This is a genomic window from Arthrobacter sp. Y81 (assembly GCF_002929335.1).
GTDB lineage: Bacteria > Actinomycetota > Actinomycetes > Actinomycetales > Micrococcaceae > Arthrobacter.
Map to the genome: position 1 here is coordinate 95798 of NZ_PJIL01000011.1, position 20028 is coordinate 115825.

General features: G+C 66.6%; 20 protein-coding genes and 1 riboswitch. Of the genes, 10 read left to right on the forward strand and 10 right to left on the reverse strand.

What is annotated here, in order from left to right; translation table 11 throughout:
• Nucleotides 1-172: 172 nt before the first annotated feature.
• Both CXQ91_RS15440 and pabB read left to right on the forward strand, forming a co-directional pair.
• Nucleotides 173-721: a low molecular weight protein-tyrosine-phosphatase gene (locus CXQ91_RS15440; RefSeq protein WP_104174775.1), complete on the forward strand. Its 549-nt coding sequence runs from the start codon at nucleotides 173-175 to the stop codon at nucleotides 719-721.
• Complete coding sequence (pabB, locus tag CXQ91_RS15445; protein WP_104174776.1) at nucleotides 718-2769, forward strand: aminodeoxychorismate synthase component I; 2052 nt, start codon at nucleotides 718-720, stop codon at nucleotides 2767-2769. The genes CXQ91_RS15440 and pabB overlap by 4 nt, the downstream gene beginning before the upstream one ends.
• Nucleotides 2770-2776: 7 nt before the next feature.
• On the opposite strand, the gene cls is transcribed toward pabB, so the two are convergent.
• Nucleotides 2777-4252, reverse strand: a complete 1476-nt coding sequence (cls, locus tag CXQ91_RS15450; RefSeq protein WP_181038910.1) for a cardiolipin synthase — start codon at nucleotides 4250-4252, stop codon at nucleotides 2777-2779.
• Between the two features lie 149 nt (nucleotides 4253-4401).
• On the opposite strand from cls, the gene CXQ91_RS15455 reads away from it, so the two are divergent.
• Nucleotides 4402-5346, forward strand: a complete 945-nt coding sequence (locus tag CXQ91_RS15455; protein WP_104174778.1) for an aminodeoxychorismate lyase — start codon at nucleotides 4402-4404, stop codon at nucleotides 5344-5346.
• An 83-nt stretch (nucleotides 5347-5429) separates the two neighbouring features.
• On the opposite strand, the gene CXQ91_RS15460 is transcribed toward CXQ91_RS15455, so the two are convergent.
• Entirely contained in the window at nucleotides 5430-6014 is a 585-nt protein-coding gene (locus CXQ91_RS15460; protein WP_104174779.1) for a DinB family protein, read from the reverse strand.
• A gap of 121 nt (nucleotides 6015-6135) precedes the next feature.
• Between CXQ91_RS15460 and CXQ91_RS15465 the strand changes: the two genes are divergently transcribed.
• Nucleotides 6136-6528: a GNAT family N-acetyltransferase gene (locus tag CXQ91_RS15465; RefSeq protein WP_146072353.1), complete on the forward strand. Its 393-nt coding sequence runs from the start codon at nucleotides 6136-6138 to the stop codon at nucleotides 6526-6528.
• Between the two features lie 243 nt (nucleotides 6529-6771).
• Here the strand turns inward: CXQ91_RS15465 and CXQ91_RS15470 are convergent, their stop codons facing one another.
• The 4 genes from CXQ91_RS15470 to CXQ91_RS15485 form a co-directional block, all read right to left on the reverse strand.
• Nucleotides 6772-7821 carry an EAL domain-containing protein gene (locus CXQ91_RS15470; protein WP_258074029.1) on the reverse strand — a complete coding sequence of 350 codons (1050 nt, stop codon included), beginning with the start codon at nucleotides 7819-7821 and terminating at the stop codon, nucleotides 6772-6774.
• 252 nt (nucleotides 7822-8073) lie between these two features.
• Complete coding sequence (locus CXQ91_RS15475) at nucleotides 8074-9108, reverse strand: PLP-dependent cysteine synthase family protein (protein ID WP_104174782.1); 1035 nt, start codon at nucleotides 9106-9108, stop codon at nucleotides 8074-8076.
• Nucleotides 9109-9110: 2 nt separating this feature from the next.
• A complete protein-coding gene (locus tag CXQ91_RS15480) occupies nucleotides 9111-10709 on the reverse strand; it encodes an aromatic amino acid ammonia-lyase (RefSeq protein ID WP_104174783.1) in 1599 nt (532 codons plus the stop codon).
• A 4-nt stretch (nucleotides 10710-10713) separates the two neighbouring features.
• Nucleotides 10714-12009 carry an NtaA/DmoA family FMN-dependent monooxygenase gene (locus CXQ91_RS15485; RefSeq protein WP_104174784.1) on the reverse strand — a complete coding sequence of 432 codons (1296 nt, stop codon included), beginning with the start codon at nucleotides 12007-12009 and terminating at the stop codon, nucleotides 10714-10716.
• Nucleotides 12010-12252: 243 nt separating this feature from the next.
• Nucleotides 12253-12366: riboswitch (SAM riboswitch) on the forward strand.
• Nucleotides 12367-12379: 13 nt separating this feature from the next.
• Here CXQ91_RS15485 and CXQ91_RS15490 point away from each other — a divergent pair.
• The 5 genes from CXQ91_RS15490 to CXQ91_RS15510 all read left to right on the forward strand — a co-directional run bounded on the left by CXQ91_RS15490 (nucleotide 12380) and on the right by CXQ91_RS15510 (nucleotide 15630).
• Entirely contained in the window at nucleotides 12380-12703 is a 324-nt protein-coding gene (locus tag CXQ91_RS15490) for a DUF1737 domain-containing protein (protein WP_374953665.1), read from the forward strand.
• Nucleotides 12700-13110, forward strand: a complete 411-nt coding sequence (locus CXQ91_RS15495) for a rhodanese-like domain-containing protein (protein ID WP_104174785.1) — start codon at nucleotides 12700-12702, stop codon at nucleotides 13108-13110. The genes CXQ91_RS15490 and CXQ91_RS15495 overlap by 4 nt, the downstream gene beginning before the upstream one ends.
• The gene (locus tag CXQ91_RS15500; RefSeq protein WP_104174786.1) at nucleotides 13111-14319 is read left to right on the forward strand and encodes an O-succinylhomoserine sulfhydrylase; all 1209 of its coding nucleotides are present in this window, start codon (nucleotides 13111-13113) and stop codon (nucleotides 14317-14319) included.
• A 1-nt stretch (nucleotide 14320) separates the two neighbouring features.
• Nucleotides 14321-14902, forward strand: a complete 582-nt coding sequence (locus CXQ91_RS15505; protein ID WP_104174787.1) for an isoprenylcysteine carboxylmethyltransferase family protein — start codon at nucleotides 14321-14323, stop codon at nucleotides 14900-14902.
• A 104-nt stretch (nucleotides 14903-15006) separates the two neighbouring features.
• Nucleotides 15007-15630: a hypothetical protein gene (locus tag CXQ91_RS15510; protein ID WP_104174788.1), complete on the forward strand. Its 624-nt coding sequence runs from the start codon at nucleotides 15007-15009 to the stop codon at nucleotides 15628-15630.
• 94 nt (nucleotides 15631-15724) lie between these two features.
• Here CXQ91_RS15510 and CXQ91_RS15515 read toward each other — a convergent pair whose 3' ends face one another.
• The 4 genes from CXQ91_RS15515 to CXQ91_RS15530 all read right to left on the reverse strand — a co-directional run bounded on the left by CXQ91_RS15515 (nucleotide 15725) and on the right by CXQ91_RS15530 (nucleotide 19441).
• Nucleotides 15725-16117 (reverse strand): nuclear transport factor 2 family protein, encoded by a 393-nt coding sequence (locus CXQ91_RS15515; protein WP_104174789.1) that lies wholly within the window; start codon nucleotides 16115-16117, stop codon nucleotides 15725-15727.
• Nucleotides 16118-16216: 99 nt separating this feature from the next.
• Entirely contained in the window at nucleotides 16217-16540 is a 324-nt protein-coding gene (locus CXQ91_RS15520; protein WP_104174790.1) for a hypothetical protein, read from the reverse strand.
• A gap of 27 nt (nucleotides 16541-16567) precedes the next feature.
• Complete coding sequence (locus CXQ91_RS15525; protein WP_104174791.1) at nucleotides 16568-17806, reverse strand: glutamate--cysteine ligase; 1239 nt, start codon at nucleotides 17804-17806, stop codon at nucleotides 16568-16570.
• A 111-nt stretch (nucleotides 17807-17917) separates the two neighbouring features.
• Nucleotides 17918-19441: a UDP-N-acetylglucosamine 1-carboxyvinyltransferase gene (locus tag CXQ91_RS15530; RefSeq protein WP_104174792.1), complete on the reverse strand. Its 1524-nt coding sequence runs from the start codon at nucleotides 19439-19441 to the stop codon at nucleotides 17918-17920.
• Between the two features lie 258 nt (nucleotides 19442-19699).
• Between CXQ91_RS15530 and CXQ91_RS15535 the strand changes: the two genes are divergently transcribed.
• On the forward strand, nucleotides 19700-20017 hold the full coding sequence (locus CXQ91_RS15535; RefSeq protein ID WP_104174793.1) for a hypothetical protein: 318 nt from the start codon (nucleotides 19700-19702) through the stop codon (nucleotides 20015-20017).
• Nucleotides 20018-20028: the final 11 nt, after the last annotated feature.

Genomic DNA, 20028 nt, shown 5'->3' on the forward strand with positions numbered 1-20028 from the left:
GAGGATGCGTCCGCGTCCGTCTTGATGGAATACCAGAAGGGCCGAGCAGGATTCCCGTCGGCGACTTTCCGCGGCGTCCGACATGACCCGATCCGTAACATTGTTTACCCGCCGGTAAAGGCGTAGGTGCCGTGACTAGCCAAGAGGGGGCACCATCCCCCATGCTTGCTCCATGTCCTCAATGTCGAGCCCATACCGGATCATCGCGGTCTGCACCGGAAATATCTGCCGGTCCCCGATGGCCGAGCTGATGCTGGCCGAGGCCTTCGCAGCAGCGGGGCTCGCCGGCGACGTCGTCGTGGATTCAGCCGGCACCACCGCCTACGAGGCCGGCCGCCCCATCGATCCCCGGGCCGCCCGCAAGCTGGCCGCCCACAAACTCCCCTCCAACGGGCACATTGCGCGGGAGTGGAGGCCCGAGTGGTTCCGTGACCGCCACCTGATTCTCGCCCTCGACGTGGACCATTACGGCTGGTTACGGGCCACCGCCCCTGACAGCGAAGCGCTGGCGCGGATCCGGATGCTGCGCAGCTTCGATCGGGCTGTGGCGGGCCGGGACCTCCTCGACCAAGGCATCGAGGACCCCTGGTACGGCGGTCATGCGGACTTTGACGTCACCTGGGACCTCATCAAGGCGGCCGTTCCCGGCATCGTGGAACATGTCCGCCGGGAAGTGCTGCAACAGAACCAGTCCGGGCAGCAGGTACGCTCTATTTCATGACCCCTGCACCCGTGATCATTGCCATCGACGGCCGATCCGGCGCAGGAAAAACCACCCTTGCAATCGAGCTTGCCGCCCGACTGCGGGAGCACCACAAGGTGTCGCTGTTCCATCTGGAGGACGTCTACCCGGGCTGGAACGGGCTGGCAGCGGGCATCGAGCGCTACGTCTCCACCGTGCTGGCCCCGCTGAGCCGCGGGGAGGCTGCCGAATGGGTCAGCTGGGACTGGGAGATGCACTACGACGGCCCGGCGCGCACCACCCTGCCGGCGGAGATCGTCATCGTGGAGGGTGTGGGCGCCGCGGCGGATTCTGCCCGTCCGATGCTGGACGCCGTCATCTGGGCGGAGTCCTCCGACGACGACCGCCGCGCCCGCGCCCTGGCCCGTGACGGCAGCACCTACGAACCGTTCTGGGACCAGTGGGCAGCACAGGAACAGGAGTGGCTTGCTGCGGATGCGGTGCAGGAAAACGCCGACATCCGGGTGCTCAACAGGGCCGACGGCACGGCCCCGGACGACGTCCTCCTGGCACTGCAGTACCTTCCCGCGCTCGCCCCCGTGCTGCTGCCCGAGCTCTCCGCGCGGCGCGGCCTCCAGCTCCATGCCGAGCGGCTGGACTGTGTCCCTGACGCCGCCCGGCTCTTCGACGCCCTCTACGGCCGCTCACTGAACGCTGTATGGCTCGACTCTTCCCTCCGGACCGGCGGTACGGCCGCCGAGCGCAGCCGCTTCAGCATATTGGCGGACGACGGCGGCAGCTACGGCCAGGACGTCCGGCACCGATCCGGCGTGACCCGGCTGACCACCGGCACCGCCACGGTAGAGACTGCCGGACCGTTCTTCCGCTGGCTCGACGGCGTGTGGGGCCGCCGCGCCCTCCGCGCTCCCGAGGGTTACGACTGCGAATTCACCCTGGGCTGGCTGGGCTACCTCGGCTACGAGCTCAAGCGCGAAACCGGCGGCAGTGACATCCCCTCCGGCACCCCGGACGCCGCCATGATCTTCGCCGGCCGCGCCGTGGTCCTTGACCACCTCGAGGGAAGCGCCTGGCTCCTCGCCTTGGAGGCACCCGACGCCCCGGAGTGGCTGGCGTTCGCCCGCTCGGCGGTCACGGCGGACGCGGGTGCGGCCGGCACCGCCGTCGCAAGCACCGCCGTCGGAATCGGCAGCATCGCAGCCCCTGCCTTCACGGGCCGCGACACGGAGCACGCTTACAAGGCCAAGATCGCCGACGCCCAGCATGAGATCGCCGAGGGAAACACGTACGAAGTCTGCCTGACCACGGCCGTCACCGCCGATGTTGCGGGGGGACCGGGCGGGCTGGACCCCTGGCAGGCGTACCTGGCCCTGCGCCGGAAGAACCCGGCGCCTTTTGCCAGCTACCTGCGGTTCGGCGAGCTCACCGTGGCCAGCACGTCCCCGGAACGATTCCTGAAAATAGCGGCCGACGGCAGCATGCGCGCCGAGCCGATCAAGGGCACCCGGCCCCGGGCCGCGGACCCTGCCGGCGACGAGCAGCTGCGGCGGGACCTGGAGTCCTCCCCCAAGGACCGGGCTGAGAACATCATGATCGTGGACCTGCTCCGCAACGACCTGAGCCACTTCGCCGTGGCCGGATCTGTGACGGTCAGCAGGCTCTGCGCCATCGAAAGCTACGCCACGGTCCACCAGATGGTCAGCACCATCGACGCGAAGCTGAAACCCGGGCTGCCGCGCGCTGAAGCTGTTGCCGCCTGCTTTCCCGCCGGGTCCATGACCGGGGCTCCCAAGATCAGCACCATGGCCATCCTGGACCGGCTCGAAGGGGCGCCGCGCGGGGTCTATTCGGGCGCCATCGGCTACTTTTCGCTGAGCGGAGCCATGGACACGGCCGTGGCCATCAGGACCCTGGTGATCCGCGCAGACGGGGCAGGCGGCGCTGAACTGAGCCTCGGCATCGGCGGCGCCATCACGGCGGATTCCTCGCCCCAGGAGGAGTACGACGAAATCCGGACCAAGGCCTTCGGCGTCCTCTCCGCACTGGGCGCAGGCTTCCCCGAAAGCTGACGCCCGCTTACTGCAGGGTGGCCGTGAGCCGGGCGACGTTGTCCACGTACTTGACCGCCATGGGCCGCTTCATCCAGTCTTCGAGCGTCAGTTCGTGGGAGATGTCCCGGTAGGTGTCCTCGACGGCACGCATCTTGGCCACGATGTCCGCGCCCAGGAGCATCACCGAAACCTCCAGGTTGAGCGAGAAGGACCTCATGTCCATGTTGCTGGAGCCCAGGACGGCCACTTCGTCATCGATGGTGAAATGCTTCGCGTGCAGTACAAACGGCGCCTTGTACAGGTAGATCCGCACGCCTGCTTCCAGCAGTGCCTCGTAGTAGGACTGCTGCGCGTGGTGGACCAGGAACTGGTCCCCCTTTTCCGAGACGAAAAGTTCGACGTCGACGCCGCGTTGCGCCGCCGTCGTCACCGCGTAGAGCAGCGAATCGTCCGGGACGAAGTACGGGCTGCAAATGGAGATCTTGTGCTGGGCGGAATAGATGAGCGTGTTGAACAGGCGCAGGTTGTTCTCGGTGATGAAGCCGGGGCCGCTGGGCACGGCCTGGGCGGTCACCCTGCCTGGCGCCATTTCAGGCCGGTGCTCCAGCTGGTCTTCGAGCGACTCGTCCGTCTCGCTCAGCCAGTCGGTGGCGAAAACGACGTTGAGCGTGGTGACGATGGGCCCGCGCAGACAAGCCATGAGCTCCACCCATTCGCGCCCCATTTTGCGGTGGCGGGGGTTGTTGTAGGAGGGCTCGATCAGGTTCTGCGAGCCCGTGAAGGCGATTTCGCCGTCGATCACCATGATCTTGCGGTGGTTGCGCAGGTCCGGGCGGCGCCACTGGCCGTGCACCGGGCGCAGCGGCAGCATGGGCCGCCACTGGATCTTGCTCGCCTTGAGGCGCCTGATGAGTTTCCGGTAGCCCTTGATCCGCAGGGTGCCGAGGTGGTCGAACAGGACCCGGACCTGCACTCCGCGCTCGGCGGCTTCCTCAAGAGCACTGAAGAGGTCATCGGTGATGTGGTCCGTGCTCATGATGTAGAACTCGGCGTTGACGAAAGTCTTCGCCTCGCGGACGGCGGCGGTCATGGCCTTGATGGAGTCCGGGTACCCGGGCAGCAGCTCCACGCTGTTGCCGTCCACCATGGGCAGGGAGCCCAAGGTCTTGTTCAGCTCCGCCGCGGAGGCCACCCACTCCGGGCCGCTGTAGCGGCTTTCGACGGCGGCCAGCTGGGACGTGCCGGCCCGGACTCGCTTGTTCACGGCATCCTGCTGTGACCGGCGCTTGCGTGAGAGCTTGAAATTTCCGAACAGCAGGAACAGGATCAGGCCCAGGGCAGGCACGAAGAAGATGCCCAGCAACCACGCCATGGCGGTGGTGGGGCGCCGGTTGCCGGGAATGATGCCCAGCGCCAGCACCCGGATGACCAGGTCAAGAATGCTCAGCGCCAGCACGAGCCAGTAAGGCGCGGTGCCCGCCAGCGGAAACGGCCACAACACAGGCTAGACCCCCACGGTTCCTCACCCGCAGGACCGGTTCCGGAACGGGCGTTCAGCCCAGCCTATCCCGCACAGGCGCGGAACGCCGTTGGGCTCCGTGGCGCCCTGTTGCCGGGGCCTGCGTCCCGGGCCGAGGCTAAGCTGGAAGCATGACTCCTGCTGCCCCGGCCACCGTGCTGGTATTCCTTGACCCCCGGTTCGACGACGGCCGGATCGCCGATGCTTCGCAGCCGCAGCTGATGGCCACCGACCAGGGCGCCACCCGCGGCGACGGCGTCTTTGAATCCATGCTCGCCGTGGGCGGAAACCCGCGGAAACTCGACGCCCACCTGAAGCGCCTGGAAGGTTCCGCCGCGGCGATGGACCTGCAGATTCCTGGCGGGGACGCCTGGCGCCGTGCCATTGGGACGGCAGTTCACGAGTACCGTTCCCAGCACCCGGCCGGCACGCCGGAGGAGGACGAGGTGGTGGTGAAGCTGATCTGCACCCGTGGCACCGAAGGCACGTCAACGCCCACGTGCTGGGTACAGGCATCGCCCGTTCCGGCGGCAGGAAGGCGCCAGCGGGAGACCGGAATCGACGTCATCCTGCTGGACCGCGGCTACGACAGCGAAGTGGGCGAACGGGCGCCGTGGCTGCTCCTCGGCGCCAAGACGCTCTCCTACGCCGTGAACATGGCGGCCCTGCGGTACGCCCACAAGCAGGGGGCGGACGACGTCATCTTCACCTCATCCGACGGCCGGGTCCTGGAAGGCCCCACGTCCACGGTCCTGCTGGCGCACCTTGATAAGTCCGACGACGGCGCCGGCGGCACCCGCACGGTACGCCGCCTCATCACCCCGCAGCTGGACAGCGGCATCCTCCCGGGCACGTCGCAGGGCGCGCTGTTCGCTGCCGCGAAGGCGGCGGGCTGGGAACTCGGGTACGGCCCGCTGGAACCCCGGGACCTTTTCGATGCCGACGCCGTGTGGCTGATTTCGAGCATCCGGCTGCTGGCCCCCGTGAACCATATCGACGGCAAGGAAATCGGTACGCCCGCGCTGCGCAAGCAGCTGACCGCCGAGCTCAACGAGCTGTTCGCCACGATCGGGTAGGGCCACTCCCGACGCTCTCTCACTTTTCGTCGGGTTATCCCGGACGCTCTCTCACTTTTCGTCGGGTTATCCCGGACGCTCTCTCACTTTTCGTCGGTTGCCGCGCGGGCGGCCGCCTCGATCCGGGCCCGGTGGGCGGCCCATTCTTGGGGAGTCCGCGTGGTCAGGTTGGGGTCTCCGGGCCGCTGTCCTGCTGATCCGTCGATGAGCTCGCGGAGGATGTCCGCGTGGCCCAGGTGCTGGGACGTTTCGGCGCACATGTGGACAAGGATCTGGTGCAGGGTCACGTGCCGCCGTTCCTCCGGCCACCACGGCACAGCCCCCGCGGCGTCCAAGGGCAGCGCCTCAATGGTGGCGTCGCTGTGCTCAGCGGAGAACCGGTGGAGTTCCACGATCTGTTCCCGGGTCTCCGCCGGGGTGGCCCACATGTCGGCGTCGGGCTCTGCGTCATCGTCCAGCCACGGCAGCTCCTTGGGGGCAGGGCGGCCGAAGACCTCGCCGAAGTACCCGAGCTCCACGCTGGCCACATGCTTGACCAGGCCCAGCAGGTTGGTGCCGGTCGGCGTCAGCGGCCTTCGGGCGTCGTACTCATCAAGCCCGTCGAGCTTCCCCAGGAGGTCGTCGCGCCGGGTGCGAAGGTAACGGTGCAGAACTGCCTTGTCATCCATAGCGCGCACTATACCGACGCTCTCTCACTTCCTGCACGGTTTTCACCGACGCTCTCTCACTTGATCCCGGGAAAGGTCGTCGGATCGGTTCATCGCGGTCTAATCCTGATTAAATGGCGTGATGATTCGAAAGGCACACCGTGTGGACATTACCCGGATGCAGGCCATCGAAGTCAGCGCGGGGGATGCCTTCCGCGGTCTCGGCATGGACTACGTCGCCGCCGACCCGCCACTGAGTTCCGATGCGCTGGCAGCTTACGCGGATGCGGGTCTGGCATGGGTTGCCACGGACAGTTTCGACCGTCCGGCGGCCTACATCCTGGTGCGTGTGGTGGACGCGTGTGCACATATCGAGCAGGTCTCAGTCCACTCGCATCATGCCCGCCAACGCCTCGGCCAAGCACTCATCGCGGAAGCAGGACGCTGGGCGGCCGATGCCGGCCGAAGAAGCGGCCCACGGTTTGGATGCCTGGCCCGCGTTGTCATGAAACGACCGCTCTCCGCCACCGACTGAGAGAGCGTCCGGTTTCGGACAGCAGAAACTGAGAGAGCGTCCGGTTTCGGACAGCAGAAACTGAGAGAGCGTCCGGTTTCGGACAGCAGAAACTGAGAGAGCGTCCGGTTTCGGACAGCAGAAACTGAGAGAGCGTCCGGTTTCGGACAGCAGAAACTGAGAGAGCGTCCGGTTTCGGACAGCAGAAACTGAGAGAGCGTCCGGTTTCGGACCGCAGAAACTGAGAGAGCGTCCGCGTTTGGGCTAGGTTGCCGGGCCGGCGGATCCCGAAATGGATGCCTCGTGCTCGGCCGGGGTCCGCCAGGCGGCCCAGTCGAGCGGCTGGACCGACGGGCGGCCCAGGAGGTAGCCCTGCCCGGTGGTCATCCCGAGTTCCTTGACCGCGTCGAGCTCGGCCTGGGTTTCGATTCCTTCCGCCACCAGGTCCGCGCCGATCTGCCGGGCGAACTCGACCATGGCCGCGCCAAGGGTCTTTTGGCCGGCGCCTTGGTCGATCCCCGCAATGAGGTTGCGGTCGAGCTTGATGATGTCCGGGCTGAGGTGCGTGACCTGGCTCATCGAGCCGAAACCCGCGCCTGCGCCGTCAACAGCTACCCGGAGACCACGCATCCGAAGGGGTGCCAGGGCTGCCACTACGGGATCATATTCGTCCTCGGCAAGGCGTTCGGTCAGCTCGATGACGATCCGGTCAACGGCCAGCTGGGACTGCTCCACGAAGGCCCGGAGCCGGGGGTCAAGGCAGGTGGCAGGCGACAGGTTCAGCGCGACGTACACGTTCTCCGGCAGCTGTTCCGCTGCAACAAGCGCGGCCTGCAGGGCGGCGAATTCAAGGTCCGGGCCGAGGCCCACAGCTGCGGCTTCATTGAACCAGTGATCCGCGCTGGCGCCGTCGTCGCTGACAAATCGGGTCAGCGCTTCAACGCCGATGACGTTACGGCTGGAAAGCTCGTGGATGGGCTGGAACGCGGTGAGGAGCATCCTGTCGCCGAGGATGGCCTCAATGCGGCGCCGGCTCCGTCGGGTGAACAGCACGGTGGTGCCGTAGTCCTCATCGGGCGTCGGCAGATCCGGGCTGGGCAGGTTAGCCTCGGGCAGTTCGGAAACGTCGGACTGCTCCTCCGTGATGCTCCTGGTGGCAATCAAGTGCTCCAGCAGGGCACGCTCGGGGTTCCCCGGGTGCGATTCCATCTGGCTGCGCAACTGCTCGCGCGCCCATTCGCTCTGCGGTGTGGCGTCATCCAGTACGGACTCGATGATGTCCCACGCCTGTCCGCGGATCGTCGGATCACTCACGTCCGATAGCGGGATCGACTCGTGTCCCCGGAACCCAGTCGATTCTCCATCGGTCAATGCTGGAAAAGAAGTCTCATCCATTGACATTGGCTATTCCTTTATAAGTGCTGGTCCCGGCTGAGCCCGGGACCCGTCCATGACCACGCCGCATACTTATTCGAGGATGCGGGAACCGCGAACGTTTCAAAAGCGTACAACGAGACCGGCGGTCTGTCTCTAGCTGTATCCGAGTCGTAATGCTAAGCAGGCGAGCTATTCCTCCACGAATTCCGCGGCCAGATGGATGTGGTTGTCGGCCAGCCACACCGGGTTGAACGCCTTGCTCAGGTAGTTGCTCCCGGCGTCGGGGGCTATGGCTACCACCACCGAACCGTGCGGTGCGGCGAGAGCGACCCTCAGGGCGGCCGCAACGGTAAGCCCTGACGACGGGCCAAGGGACAGTCCCTCCTCGTTCAGCAGCCGGTGCTCGGTGGTGTACACCTCGTTGTTGGGAACGCGCAGGAAACGGTCCACCATGCTGCGGTCGAAGATCTTGGGCCACTCGGCTTCCGGCCAGGAATTTCCCACACCGTCCACCAGGATCTCGCCGGGGTGGCCGCCGCTGTACACCGAGCCAACAGGATCCGCGGCGATCACCTCAACATGGCCACCCGTCTTTTCCTTCAGGTACCGGCCGTTGCCGCTGATGGTGCCGCCGGTGCCGATTCCAGCCACGAAGTGCGTTATTTTTCCGGCCGTCTGCTCCCAGATCTCCGGTGCTGTCCCTTCGTAGTGGGCCAGCGGGTTGGCGGGGTTGTCGAACTGCTGTGGCCGCCACGCGCCGGGAAGGTCGGCCGTGATCCGTGCCGCGACTGTCCGTGCGTTCTCGGGTGACTCCGCTGGTGCGGTCCAGTCCGTCACCACCACCTTGGCTCCATAGCGGTACAGCGCCGCGAGTTTTTCGGATGAGATGGTGTCCCCGGTGACCACGACGACGGGATGTCCCGTCAGCGCGCCGATCAGCGCCAGCCCGATCCCGGTGTTGCCCGAGGTGCTCTCGACAATGGTGGCCCCCGGCCGGAGTTCGCCGCTGCGCTCAGCGGCGCGGACCATGCTCAGCGCCGTCCGGTCCTTGATGGAGCCGCCCGGATTGTCGGATTCGAGTTTGACGTAGACGGTACTGCCGAAACCCTTGCTCAGGACGTTCAGCGGCACCAGCGGCGTGTTTCCCACCTGCGCGAGGACGGCCGCGGCATCCGCCGCAACATCAGCTTCCTGAACCGCGTGCCTGCCTGTCATTGTGCTCATGGCTACCTTTCCGCCCCGTCGCCATGGGCGCCGTTGTGGTCACCGTTCAGGGCACGGCCCAGCACGCTTCCCACGGCGCCGTTCAGTGCGATGCGCGCCTCTTCCACCAGCGCCGCCGCCTGGAGGTGCCGGGCCAGCAGGCCCGAAAGGCGCTCGACGACGGCGCCCGTCCCCTTTCCCAGCGGCCGCACCGCCCGCGCTTCGGCCCCGCCCAGCACGTACGCGGCTGTGAGTGCCTCGATGGCGAGAAGCTGTTCAGCCGCGTCCACGGAGCGCTCCAGGAGTTGGAGGGCCAGCGGAGCCAGCGTTGAGTGGTCTTCGATATCCGCGGACAACGTGGGCGCCCCGAGGGTCGCCGGCGCAGCGAGGACCTTGAGCTCGGACAGCAGGCCGGCTGCCGAGTACCAGAGCAGTCCGGGCAGCTCTTCCGGTTCCAGCGCGGCTCCGTTCCTGGCTGCCTCGAGGTGACGCTGGCGGATGCGCCGCTGCGGCGGGTAGAGCTTGGCGATCCGCCGTTCGCTGCTGATTCCCAGATGGGCCAGCCCAAGGCGCAGGCCTTCGAACGCCAGTGCAAGCTGCATGGGCTGGAAGTTCCCGCCGGACACCATCCGCCCCGAGTCGAGATCGGTGAGCGGGTTGTCGCCCCGACCGTTGAGCTCCACCTCCAGGGCGTCTTCCAAGGCGGTAACCTGCCACCGGAAAGCTCCGTGGGTCTGGGGTGCGGCCCGGAAGGAGAGCGCGTCCTGCACTGACGCCTCCCGCGTCGGGTCGTCCAGCCATCCGCCCCGGAGCAGCCGCCGGACATTGCCTGCCGTGACCGCCTGGCCGTCTACCGCCTTGGCCGCCTGCACCGCCGGCGAAAACGGGCTGAGGTTGCCGCCGCCGTCGTGCCTTGCCGTTGCCTCAAGCGACAGCGCAAGCGCGGTGTCCGCGAGATCGGCGAGCCTCAGGATCCGGTGCAGCACCAGCGCGCCCACCCCGATCGAATAGGAGTTGGAGCTGACTAGGGCCAGGGCCTCGCCGGGTGCCAGTTCCAGCGGCGCCAGCCCGGCGTCCGCAAGGGCCTGCCCGCCGGGCACCAGCTTCCCGTCCGGCGCCACCGTCTGGCCTTCCCCGATGGCGACGGCGGCCACGGCGGCGAGATGGGTCAGGTCGGCCGAGCCCACGGACCCGTCGCGCGGGATGGCGGGGACCACGCCCCTGTTCAGCATTTCGGCATAGAAGCGGGCAGTTTCGGGCCGGACGCCGGAGCCGCCGCGGCTGAAGCCCACGAGCCGTGCCAGCATGACGGCCCGGACCTCGTCGCGGTCCAGGGGGTGGCCCACACCGCTGTTGTGGTACCGCACCACCTGCACCTGGTAGGCAAGGATCGATTTGTCGTCTACAGCGGTGTCACGCCCGGAGCCCAGCAAGGTGTTGAGGCCGTAGACGCGGTGACCGGACTCGATGGCCTGCTGCACCACCTCACGCGACAGCCCGATCAGCTCCAGGGCGTCAGTACTCAGGACGAATTTCACCGCCGGATCGGCCGCTGCCTCCGCGACGTCCCGGGCGCGCAGGTGGGCCGTGCCGATCAGGAAGTTGCCGCTGCCGTTGCGCATGGGACTAGAAGTCCAGCAGGTTCCGGCGGAAGCCGCCGTCGCCATAGCTTGTTCGGAGCAGCCCCCGGCGCCGCAGCACCGGCGCCAGGCGGTCCAGCACCCCGTGAACCGTGGCCGGGTCCACGAAGCCGGAGAACAGGAAACCGTCCCCGCCCACCTGCGCCCCGGCATCCTCGAGGTAGTCCGCAATCTCTTCGGCGGTGCCGATGATGCTGTCCCCGGCGCCGCCGCTGCGGGCCTGCAGGAGCTGGCGCAGCGTGGACCCGGGCGGACCGGCCTTGGCGAAATGGTCCAGGGTGCCCTGGTTGCTGTTCGTGGTGAGTTCGGGGAGCGGGGTGTCGAGGTCGAACTGCTTGAAGTCGATCACGGAGAGGTAGGAGATGGAATTCAGCTGGCTGTCGATGTCGCGCTGCGTGAGCTGCCGGCGCTGCTCCCGGAGCTCCTCAGCTTCGGCGCGGGAGCCCACCACGGCGGGTTTGAGGACGTACAGCACCTTGACATCGTCGGCGTTCCGCCCGGCCGCGGCTGCCTCGGCGCGGATCGAATCGCGGTAGGCCTTCATGCCGTCCACACCCCTCGCCAGGGCGATGGCGACGTCGGCGTTGCCGCCCGCGAACGCCTTGCCCCGCGGGGACGCGCCGGCCTGGACCAGCACCGGCTCCTCGGGCAGCGGCGCGGTGTTCAGGGGCCCCCGGACCTTGAAGAACTCGCCGTCGTGGTTGATCGGGTGGACCTTCGTGTGGTCCGCGAACACGCCCGCTTCCGCGTCCTCCAGGATGGCGTCCGGCTCCCAGCTGCGCCAGAGCCTGCGCACCACGTCCACGAATTCCTCCGCCTTCTCGTAGCGGAGGTCATGCTCGATCTGCTGGTCCAGGCCGTAGTTCTGCGCGGCAAGATCGCTGCCGGAGGTCACCACGTTCCAGCCCAGCTGCCCGTTGGAGAAGTGCTGCAGGGTCGCCAGCAGCCGTGCAGCTGTGAACGGCGGGTAGAAAGACGCGCTCACCGTGGGGACAATGCCGAGGTGTTCAGTGGCGGAGAGCAGGTACGGAACCAGGGCCAGCGGATCGTGCTTGGGTGCGAAGGACGCCTGGGCCAGCGACACCTTGGCGCTCCCGCCGTAGGTGTCCGGCACGGTGAGTGAATCCTCGATGATGAACAGGTCCAGCCCGGCCCGTTCGAATTCCCGCACGGCGTGCTGGTAGAGCGCCGGCTTTTTCCAGTCGTACCCGATGCCGTAACCGGGAGTGCCCCAGCCTTGGACGCCAAATCCGTGACCCACAAACCAACCGAAGTGCAGCATGGGACTGACTGTATTCCCGTTGGATCTGTTCACGGCTGCCTGATTTCATCCGGCGTTACAGCGGTTCATCTCCCGTCATTATCCTCCCCGTATGGGCATTTGTAACCGCAACACGGGGTCACGTACAGGCCGTTCGTGACCCCCAATTAGCTCCGACGTAACCACGCATTGCGCGTGGTCCCGTTACGGAAGATGACGACGACGGCGGTGCGGGCCGCCGTCGTAAGTGTTACGTTTTTGGGGAGTAATGAGAACCGGCGCCAAGCCCTGACTGGCCGGTCGGCAACCCTCCCTTTCGCGGCGGGGTGCCTCAGGTGAATACTCGGCATATCGATATTCGAGCTGCAAGCGTGAGAGAAGGAGATCCGTCGTGTCTGACGCACCCGCCCCACTGGCCCCGACTGCCGAACCGGCTGCCGCCGGCCAGGAGCTGCCCCAGGAAAAGCTGGCCTACCGGCTCATCACCGGCCCTGATGACCGTACCTTCTGCGAGCGCATCTCCGCGGCACTGTCCGAAGGCTACGTCCTGCACGGGAGCCCGGCGGCCACTTTCAACGGCACCAGCGTGATCGTGGCGCAGGCAGTGATCCTGCCCGCGGCCATCGCCACTGCCGACGCCGCTGTGGCAACCGCGGTGGACGAACTGGACTTCGACATCGACTTCCCCGGCGACGGTTTCGAGGGCCACGCGTGAGCTACGCCGGAGACCTGAGCCCGCAGGACGCCTGGGCCAAGCTGGAACAGGGCGCCGTCCTGGTGGATGTCCGCACCGAGGGTGAGTGGGCGCACATCGGCATCCCGGACACCAAGGCCACGGAAAACGATCCCCTTTTTATCCAGTGGACTTTCCCGGGCGGGATCCCCAACCCGGAATTCATCAACCAGCTGAAGCAGCAGGCCCCCGAGGACACCGGCGTCGAACTGGTGTTCCTCTGCCGTTCCGGCGCCCGGTCGGTCGCCGCCGCCATCGCCGCCACGCAGGCCGGCTTCACCGCCTACAACGTCCTTGAAGGCTTCGAAGGCGAACCGGACCGTTGGGGCGAGCGCACCGTCAACGGCTGGAAGAACCGCGGCCTGCCCACCAACCTCGGAAAGAACTAAGTGACCTTCAATCCCGATGCCGCCGGCTGGAGCCCCGACACCCAGGCTGTCCGCGGCGGCCTTGACCGCACCAATTTCCAGGAAACCACCGAGCCAATCTTCCTGAACTCCGGGTTCGTGTACGAATCCGCGGCGGCCGCCGAGCGCGCCTTCACGGGCGAGGACGAACGGTTCGTCTACTCCCGCTACGGCAACCCGTCGGTGGCCACCTTCCAGGAGCGCCTCCGGCTGCTCGAGGGCACAGAGGCGTGCTTCGCGACGGCGTCCGGCATGTCCGCCGTGTTCACGGCACTGGGCGCCTTGCTCGCCGCCGGTGACCGGGTTGTGGCTGCACGCTCGCTGTTCGGCTCGTGTTTCGTCATCCTGAACGAGATCCTGCCGCGATGGGGCGTGGAAACGGTGTTCGTCGACGGACCGGACCTGGACCAGTGGCGCGCCGCCTTGGCAGAGCCGACGACAGCCGTGTTCTTCGAGTCGCCGTCCAACCCCATGCAGGAGATCGTGGACATCGCCGCGGTGAGCGAACTGGCGCATGCGGCAGGGGCAACGGTGGTGGTCGACAATGTCTTCGCCACTCCCCTGCTCCAGCGCTGCGGCGACCTCGGCGCCGACGTGGTGGTGTACTCCGGCACCAAGCACATTGACGGCCAGGGCCGGGTCCTGGGCGGCGCCATCCTGGGCACCAAGGAGTTCATCGACGGCCCGGTCAAGCAGCTCATGCGCCACACCGGACCGGCGCTTTCCGCGTTCAACGCCTGGGTACTGACCAAGGGCCTGGAAACCATGGCGCTGCGCGTCAACCACTCCTCGGCCTCGGCCCTCCGCCTGGCCGAATGGCTTGAGGAGCAGCCCGCCGTCAGCTGGGTCAAGTACCCGCTGCTGAAGTCACACCCGCAGTACGAACTGGCAGCCAAGCAGATGAAAGCCGGCGGGACCGTGCTCACGCTGGAGCTGTCGCCGTCCGCGGGCCGTACGGCGAAAGAGGCCGCCTTCTCGCTGCTGGACTCGCTGCGGATCATCGACATCTCCAACAACCTCGGCGATGCGAAGTCGCTCATCACCCACCCCGCCACCACCACGCACCGTGCCATGGGTCCGGAAGGCCGTGCGGCCATCGGGCTGAGCGACGGCGTGGTCCGGCTCTCGGTAGGACTCGAGGATGTTGACGACCTGATCCGGGACCTGGAACAGGCACTGAAGCAGATCTAGCGTGTCCTGGCGGACGCTGGCCTCGAATATTCCGCTACCGGAGCAGAACCTGCTGGGCATAGCCGCCGGCCTGCTGCTGCAGCGCGTACTGCCCTTGCGCCTGGGCGGCGGGACGAACCGCGTTGCGCCGGGCACCGGGCGGCCGGGCACGCGGCGGCCACACGCCGGCGGGCAGCGCCTCGCCGGGCAACAGGTCATTGGCCTCGGTGCCATGGCGGCGGGGTGCTTCGTAATCGGCTGGTCTTGGGCAGCCGCCCGCGGAACGCGCCTGGCGGACCCCGGCGTGCTGGTCACCTCCGGGCCCTATGCGCTCTGCCGCAACCCGATGTACGTCGGCTGGTCCCTCCTTCACCTGGGGATGGGCCTGGTGCGGGATGACGCGTGGACCATAGCCGCCCTCCCGTTTTCGGCCGCCGCGGTCCACCGGCAAGTACTCCGTGAGGAGTCGCAGCTGGCGGACAAATTCGGCGACAGGTTCAGGTGCTACGAGCGCTCCGTGCCGCGGTACGTTCCTGCGTTTGTCAGCCGTGGGCGAGGATGGTGTCGATCAGCTGGCCTAGCTCGGGTGCATCGTTCGGGGTGACTTCAGGTCTCGGGCAAAAAGAGTGTTCACTACCTGTTTCGGCCGCCACGCTTTTTCCACCCCAGCCTTGGCGGGGGCCTTGACGCCGGTGCAAGGATGAAGGCATGTCCTTCTTTGACGACATTCCCGAACCGCCGCCGAGGCCTCGCCCGCCCCGGCACGTCCCGCCGGAGTGGGCCGGACCGCCGTCCGACGAGCTTCCTGCGGTCATTTCAGTGGGGCAGTTCCTTCACCGGTCTGACCGGATGGTCATGGCGGCGAAAAGTGTCGAGGTCTTCACAGCCGGGTGCCTGTTCGAGGTGGTGTGGGCAGTCCGCCGGTCCAGCGAGAAGGATAGCGAATGGAGCCTTATCACCGATCAGTGCTTCAACCGCGGCGGCTACAGGCCGGATGCGGAGGGCAGCCGCGGCGGCGCCCTCCGTTTCGGCGTCGCCTTTCCTGACGGGCGGAAGACCACGACTTCCCAGCTGCACCCTGGAATGTTTGACGGATCAGAGACGGTGGCGGGGCCGGTCCTGATGATGGCAGGCGGCGGTGGGGGCTCGGGCAGCGATGATGAGCTCTTCGCCTCCAGCAAGTTCTGGCTGTGGCCGCTGCCCCTGGGCGGCGACACCCGGGTGGTGGCGCAATGGGACGACCTTGGCATGGCCGAGGTGTCGGTTCTGATCAGCGGAGAAAAACTGGCGGCGGCGGCTCCGAAAGTGCAAAAGTACTGGGCCGGGCAGTGACACCGACCGTGCAGTAACACTCGGCTGGGCAACAACAACACTGTTCTGGGCAGTGGAAGGCGCGATGGGCGCCCTCACTGCCCGTCATGTGGAGCTATGCCCAGAATGCGTCACCCTTGGCGGTGTCCTGGAAGAACTCCCGTCCCTCGGAGATCCTGCCGTCAGCCACCCGGAATGCGATTACGCCGTCCTGGTCCAGGGACCGGCCGCCGCTCTCTGCCTGGTTGTGCTGCACCGCAACGGTGTTTGTTTCCCCTCCGATGATCTCCTCAACGGTCACCTTCAGGTTGCCTCCTGAACGGGCGCCGAGTTCACCGAAGTAGGCCAGGATGGCGTCGCGACCCTCCTTCTTTCCGGATAGCACGCCGTCTCCGGCGACGTGCCAGACTGCGTCCTCCGCGAATATTTCACCAAGGGTTGCCATGTCACCTGCGCTGAATGCCTCGTATCCGCGCCGGACCAGTTCAACATTCTCCTGGGTTCCCATTTCGGGCACCTCTCCGTCATCATCGTCGGGTAATTCCCGGACGGACTAAGGCTATTCCCAGCCAATATGCTTGTCGATGGATCCCGGAAACAGCAGCGTCTAGGTGTCGAGCTCCCAGTGGATGCGGATGGCATCGGCAACGGGCGCGGCGGCGACATCCACCGTGAAGGCCACTGGCGCGGTTCCGGTCTCTTCAATAACGGTGTCGTGGTAGACGCGGCCGCAGGCGGGGCACAGGGTGTAGAGGTCCTCGTCCGGCGGCCATGCGGCCAGTCCGGCAGGCACGGGTGTGTCCCCGCCAAGGTGGACCGGCATGCCTTCGGAGTTGGCCTGGATCAGTCCTTCATCGCCCACCGTGTTTCCGCATACGCAGGTGATGGTGGTGACATCATGGCCGGTGACCTGGGCGAATTCGGTTTCCATGGCGCGCTCCGGGGTTGTAGGAACTGATCAGGACTGCCGAACGCGCAACAGAACCGGCGCCGGCCCGCGCGCGTTGATGTCTTCGGCCCTGCGCATGGTGACTTCCACCGAGTGCGCCACGACGGCGGCCAGCGCGGCGGCGGCATCAGCAGCTCCTGCGAGGCCCTCCTGCATGGCACGGCGCTGCAGTTCCGAGCCGGTCCCGCGGTCCAGGATCCTGCGCACGCCTTTCCGGGCCAATTCCAGTTCGTCCTGTTCCTCCAGGACCGGCGCCACGAAGTCCACCAGCGCCTCCACCACTTCCTCGGCCGGAGCCGGGCGGAACGTGCCGAAATCGAGCAGTTCACCGCGAAGGCCGCAATTGCTGGCCTGCCACGCCGCCATCCGCAGGAGCACGGTGGGGACAGGGGCGGGGTCAACTCCGGCCCGCCATTCCCTGCTGGCCGACTCGACCAGGCCGCGCACGAGGACGGCGATCAGCGCAGCGTCCTCGGCCTCCAGGCAGACGTCGGCCACACGGACCTCCACGGTGGGGTGGTTGCGGGACAGCCGCGCGTCAAAATAGATCATCCCCTCGTCCAGCAACACGCCGCTGTCCAGCAGCCGGGTGACCACGCGCCGGTACATGGAGTGCGTGCCGAAGATCTGGGACGGGCCCGACGTCGGCCAACGGTTCCAGGCTTGCGTGCGGTAGCTCTCGAAGCCGGTCTCCACGCCATTCCAGAATGGCGAGTTCGCGCTGAGCGCAGTCAGCACCGCCAGCTTGTCCCTGATCCGGTCGAGGACGGCCACGCCTTCCTCGGGCGACTCGATGAACGTGTGAACGTGGAACCCGCAGGTCAGCTGCTCGTGGACCGTGAGCCCGAACCGCTCCTGCATGGTGGCGTAGCGCGGGTTCGGCGTGGTGTGCGTCGTGGAGGCAATCGGCGATGTTGCCAGCGCGGCCACCCGTGCGCCGTGTTTCTTGGCGGCGCGGTCAGCAAGTCCCCGGCCCTCGCGGATCTGGTGGAGCAGCTCCGCGTAGTCGAGGCACGGCCGTGTCTGCGTCTCGATCTGCTCAAGTTTCAGCTCGGCAGTCAGCCCGGTGGCGTCGTCGTCATGCGTTAAGTCACTCGTTGCGTCGTGTGGATCCGGAAGCCTCGGCTTGTCCGGGGAATCGTCGGCGGCGAGCTTCCGCCCTGTCAGGAGGGCGTCCGCCAGTGCCAGCGGCTCCCCGGTCACGGGGTCCACGATCAGCAGCTCTTCCTCAACCCCGAAAGTTCGCATGCATACATTGTGCGCCCGTGACGCCGCGTTAGACAGGTTCCGTAACGGAAGCTCATGAACGGACGGGCACGCTCCCGGACGTGGCGTTGCGGCGCGTCCGGGAGCGTGACGTCAGTCCTGGAAGTATTCGATCTTCGCGCCGATGGTGTTGAGCCGCTCGGCCAGGTCCTCGTACCCGCGCTCGATCACGTAGATGTTGCGCAGCTCAGACACTCCCCGGGCCGCCAGCATGGCCAGCAGGATGCACGCCGCCGGGCGCAGAGCCGGCGGGCAGCCCACCTCCGCGGCACGCCACCGCGTGGGACCGTTCACGTAGATCCGGTGCGGATCCAGCAGCTGGACGCGGGCTCCCAGCTTGTTCAGCTCGGTCAGGTAGATGGCGCGGTTCTCGTAGACCCAGTCGTGGATCATCGTCTGGCCTTCGGCGTTGGCGGCGATGACGGCAAAGAACGGCAGGTTATCGATGTTCAGGCCGGGGAACGGCATCGGGTGGATCTTGTCCGCGGGGGCATGCAGGGCAGAAGGCTTCGTGGTGACGTCCACCAGCCGCGTGCGCCCGTTGCGGGCAAAGTACTCCCCGGAGATCTCCAGTTCCTGGCCCATCTGTTCCAGGGTGGCGAGTTCGATTTCCATGAACTCGATGGGGACACGGCGGATGGTGACCTCAGAATTGGTAACGATGCCGGCGGTGATGAGGCTCATCGCTTCGATGGGGTCCTCGGACGGGAAGTATTCGATGTCGACGTCGATGGACGGCTGCCCGGTGATCTTCAGGGTGGTGGTCCCCACCCCGTCGATCACAACGCCCAGCCGCTGCAGGTAGAAGCAGAGGTCCTGGACCATGTAATTGGGGCTGGCGTTGCGGATGACCGTGGTGCCGCGGCGGTGTGCCGCCGCCATGATCGCGTTTTCGGTGACCGTGTCACCGCGTTCGCTCAGCACGAAAGTGCGGTTGTCGCCGTCGACCGGCGGAGCCTGCACGGAATAGAATCCGGACTTGGCTTCCACGGAAAGGCCGAACTGGCGGAGGGCCTGCATGTGCGGCTCCACAGTTCGGGTGCCCAGGTCGCAGCCGCCCGCGTACGGAAGCCGGTACTCTGCCGACTCGTCCAGGAGCGGCCCCAGCAGCATGATCACGCTGCGGGTGCGCCGGGCGGCTTCCACGTCCATGGAATCAAGGTCCAGGACGGCGGGGCGGCGGAGCTGCAGGTCGTTGGCGTTGAGCCATGTGCACTCGACACCGATGCTGGTCAGCACCTCGACAATCCGGTTCACTTCCTCGATCCGGGCCAGCCGCCGCAGCGTGGTGGTGCCGCGGTTGATGAGGCTGGCACAGAGCAGCGCCACGCCGGCGTTCTTGCTGCTGTTGACGTCCACGGAACCGGAGAGGGTGCGGCCGCCCTCCACCCGAAGGTGCGTCATCTGCGGCCGGCCGACCTTGACGATGCTGCGGCCCACAATGGCCTCGAGCCGCTGGATCATTTTCAGGCTGAGGTTCTGCTTGCCCTGTTCCATCCGGGCGATGGCGCTCTGGCTGGTTCCCAGCTCGGCCGCCAACTGCCCCTGGGTCCAGCCTTTCTCGCCGCGGGCATCGCGGAGCAGCAGGCCTACGTGTTCAGCAGTCTCTTGAGTCATACGACGAAAATATCACGCATGAGCTATTCAGTCCCGCGAAACGCCGGAAAGTGCACTTGAACTCGCAAAATATCCACTTCGTGCGATATGTGCGGGATCGCGCAGCCAACGGTTCCGCTGGATCCGGGCTCCGGACCATTGCCCGCCCGGCCGCCGTGAAGCAGGATGAAGGGAGACAAACCCCGAACCGTTTTCCTGGTTGTGCTCTCCGTTGTCCTGACGTGCGCCCTTGGTGCCTGCTCCTCTGGAGGAACCACCATGCCTGAAGGAAACGACAATCTGAACAGCCGGATGCTGGAAGCGGCGACCACGGGCACCGAGCTGAGGTTGGCCGATGCCACCGACTTCGCTTGGGACGAGGCAGGCTTCGTCACCGAGGGGACACCCGCAAAAGATATTGAGGCAGCGTTCGGCGAGGCAGTCACGAGGGAGAACCGCTACACGGCTTCCCCGGCGCTGTTCATCTTCCTCAAGGACGGCAAGGTCGCCAAGGCCATTCGTATTATTCCGGACGCCTTCGTCGGGGAGGATGCAAGGAAAAAGTACGGGCGTGACGTCGTGCTTACGCCGCCGTGACGTCGTGCTTA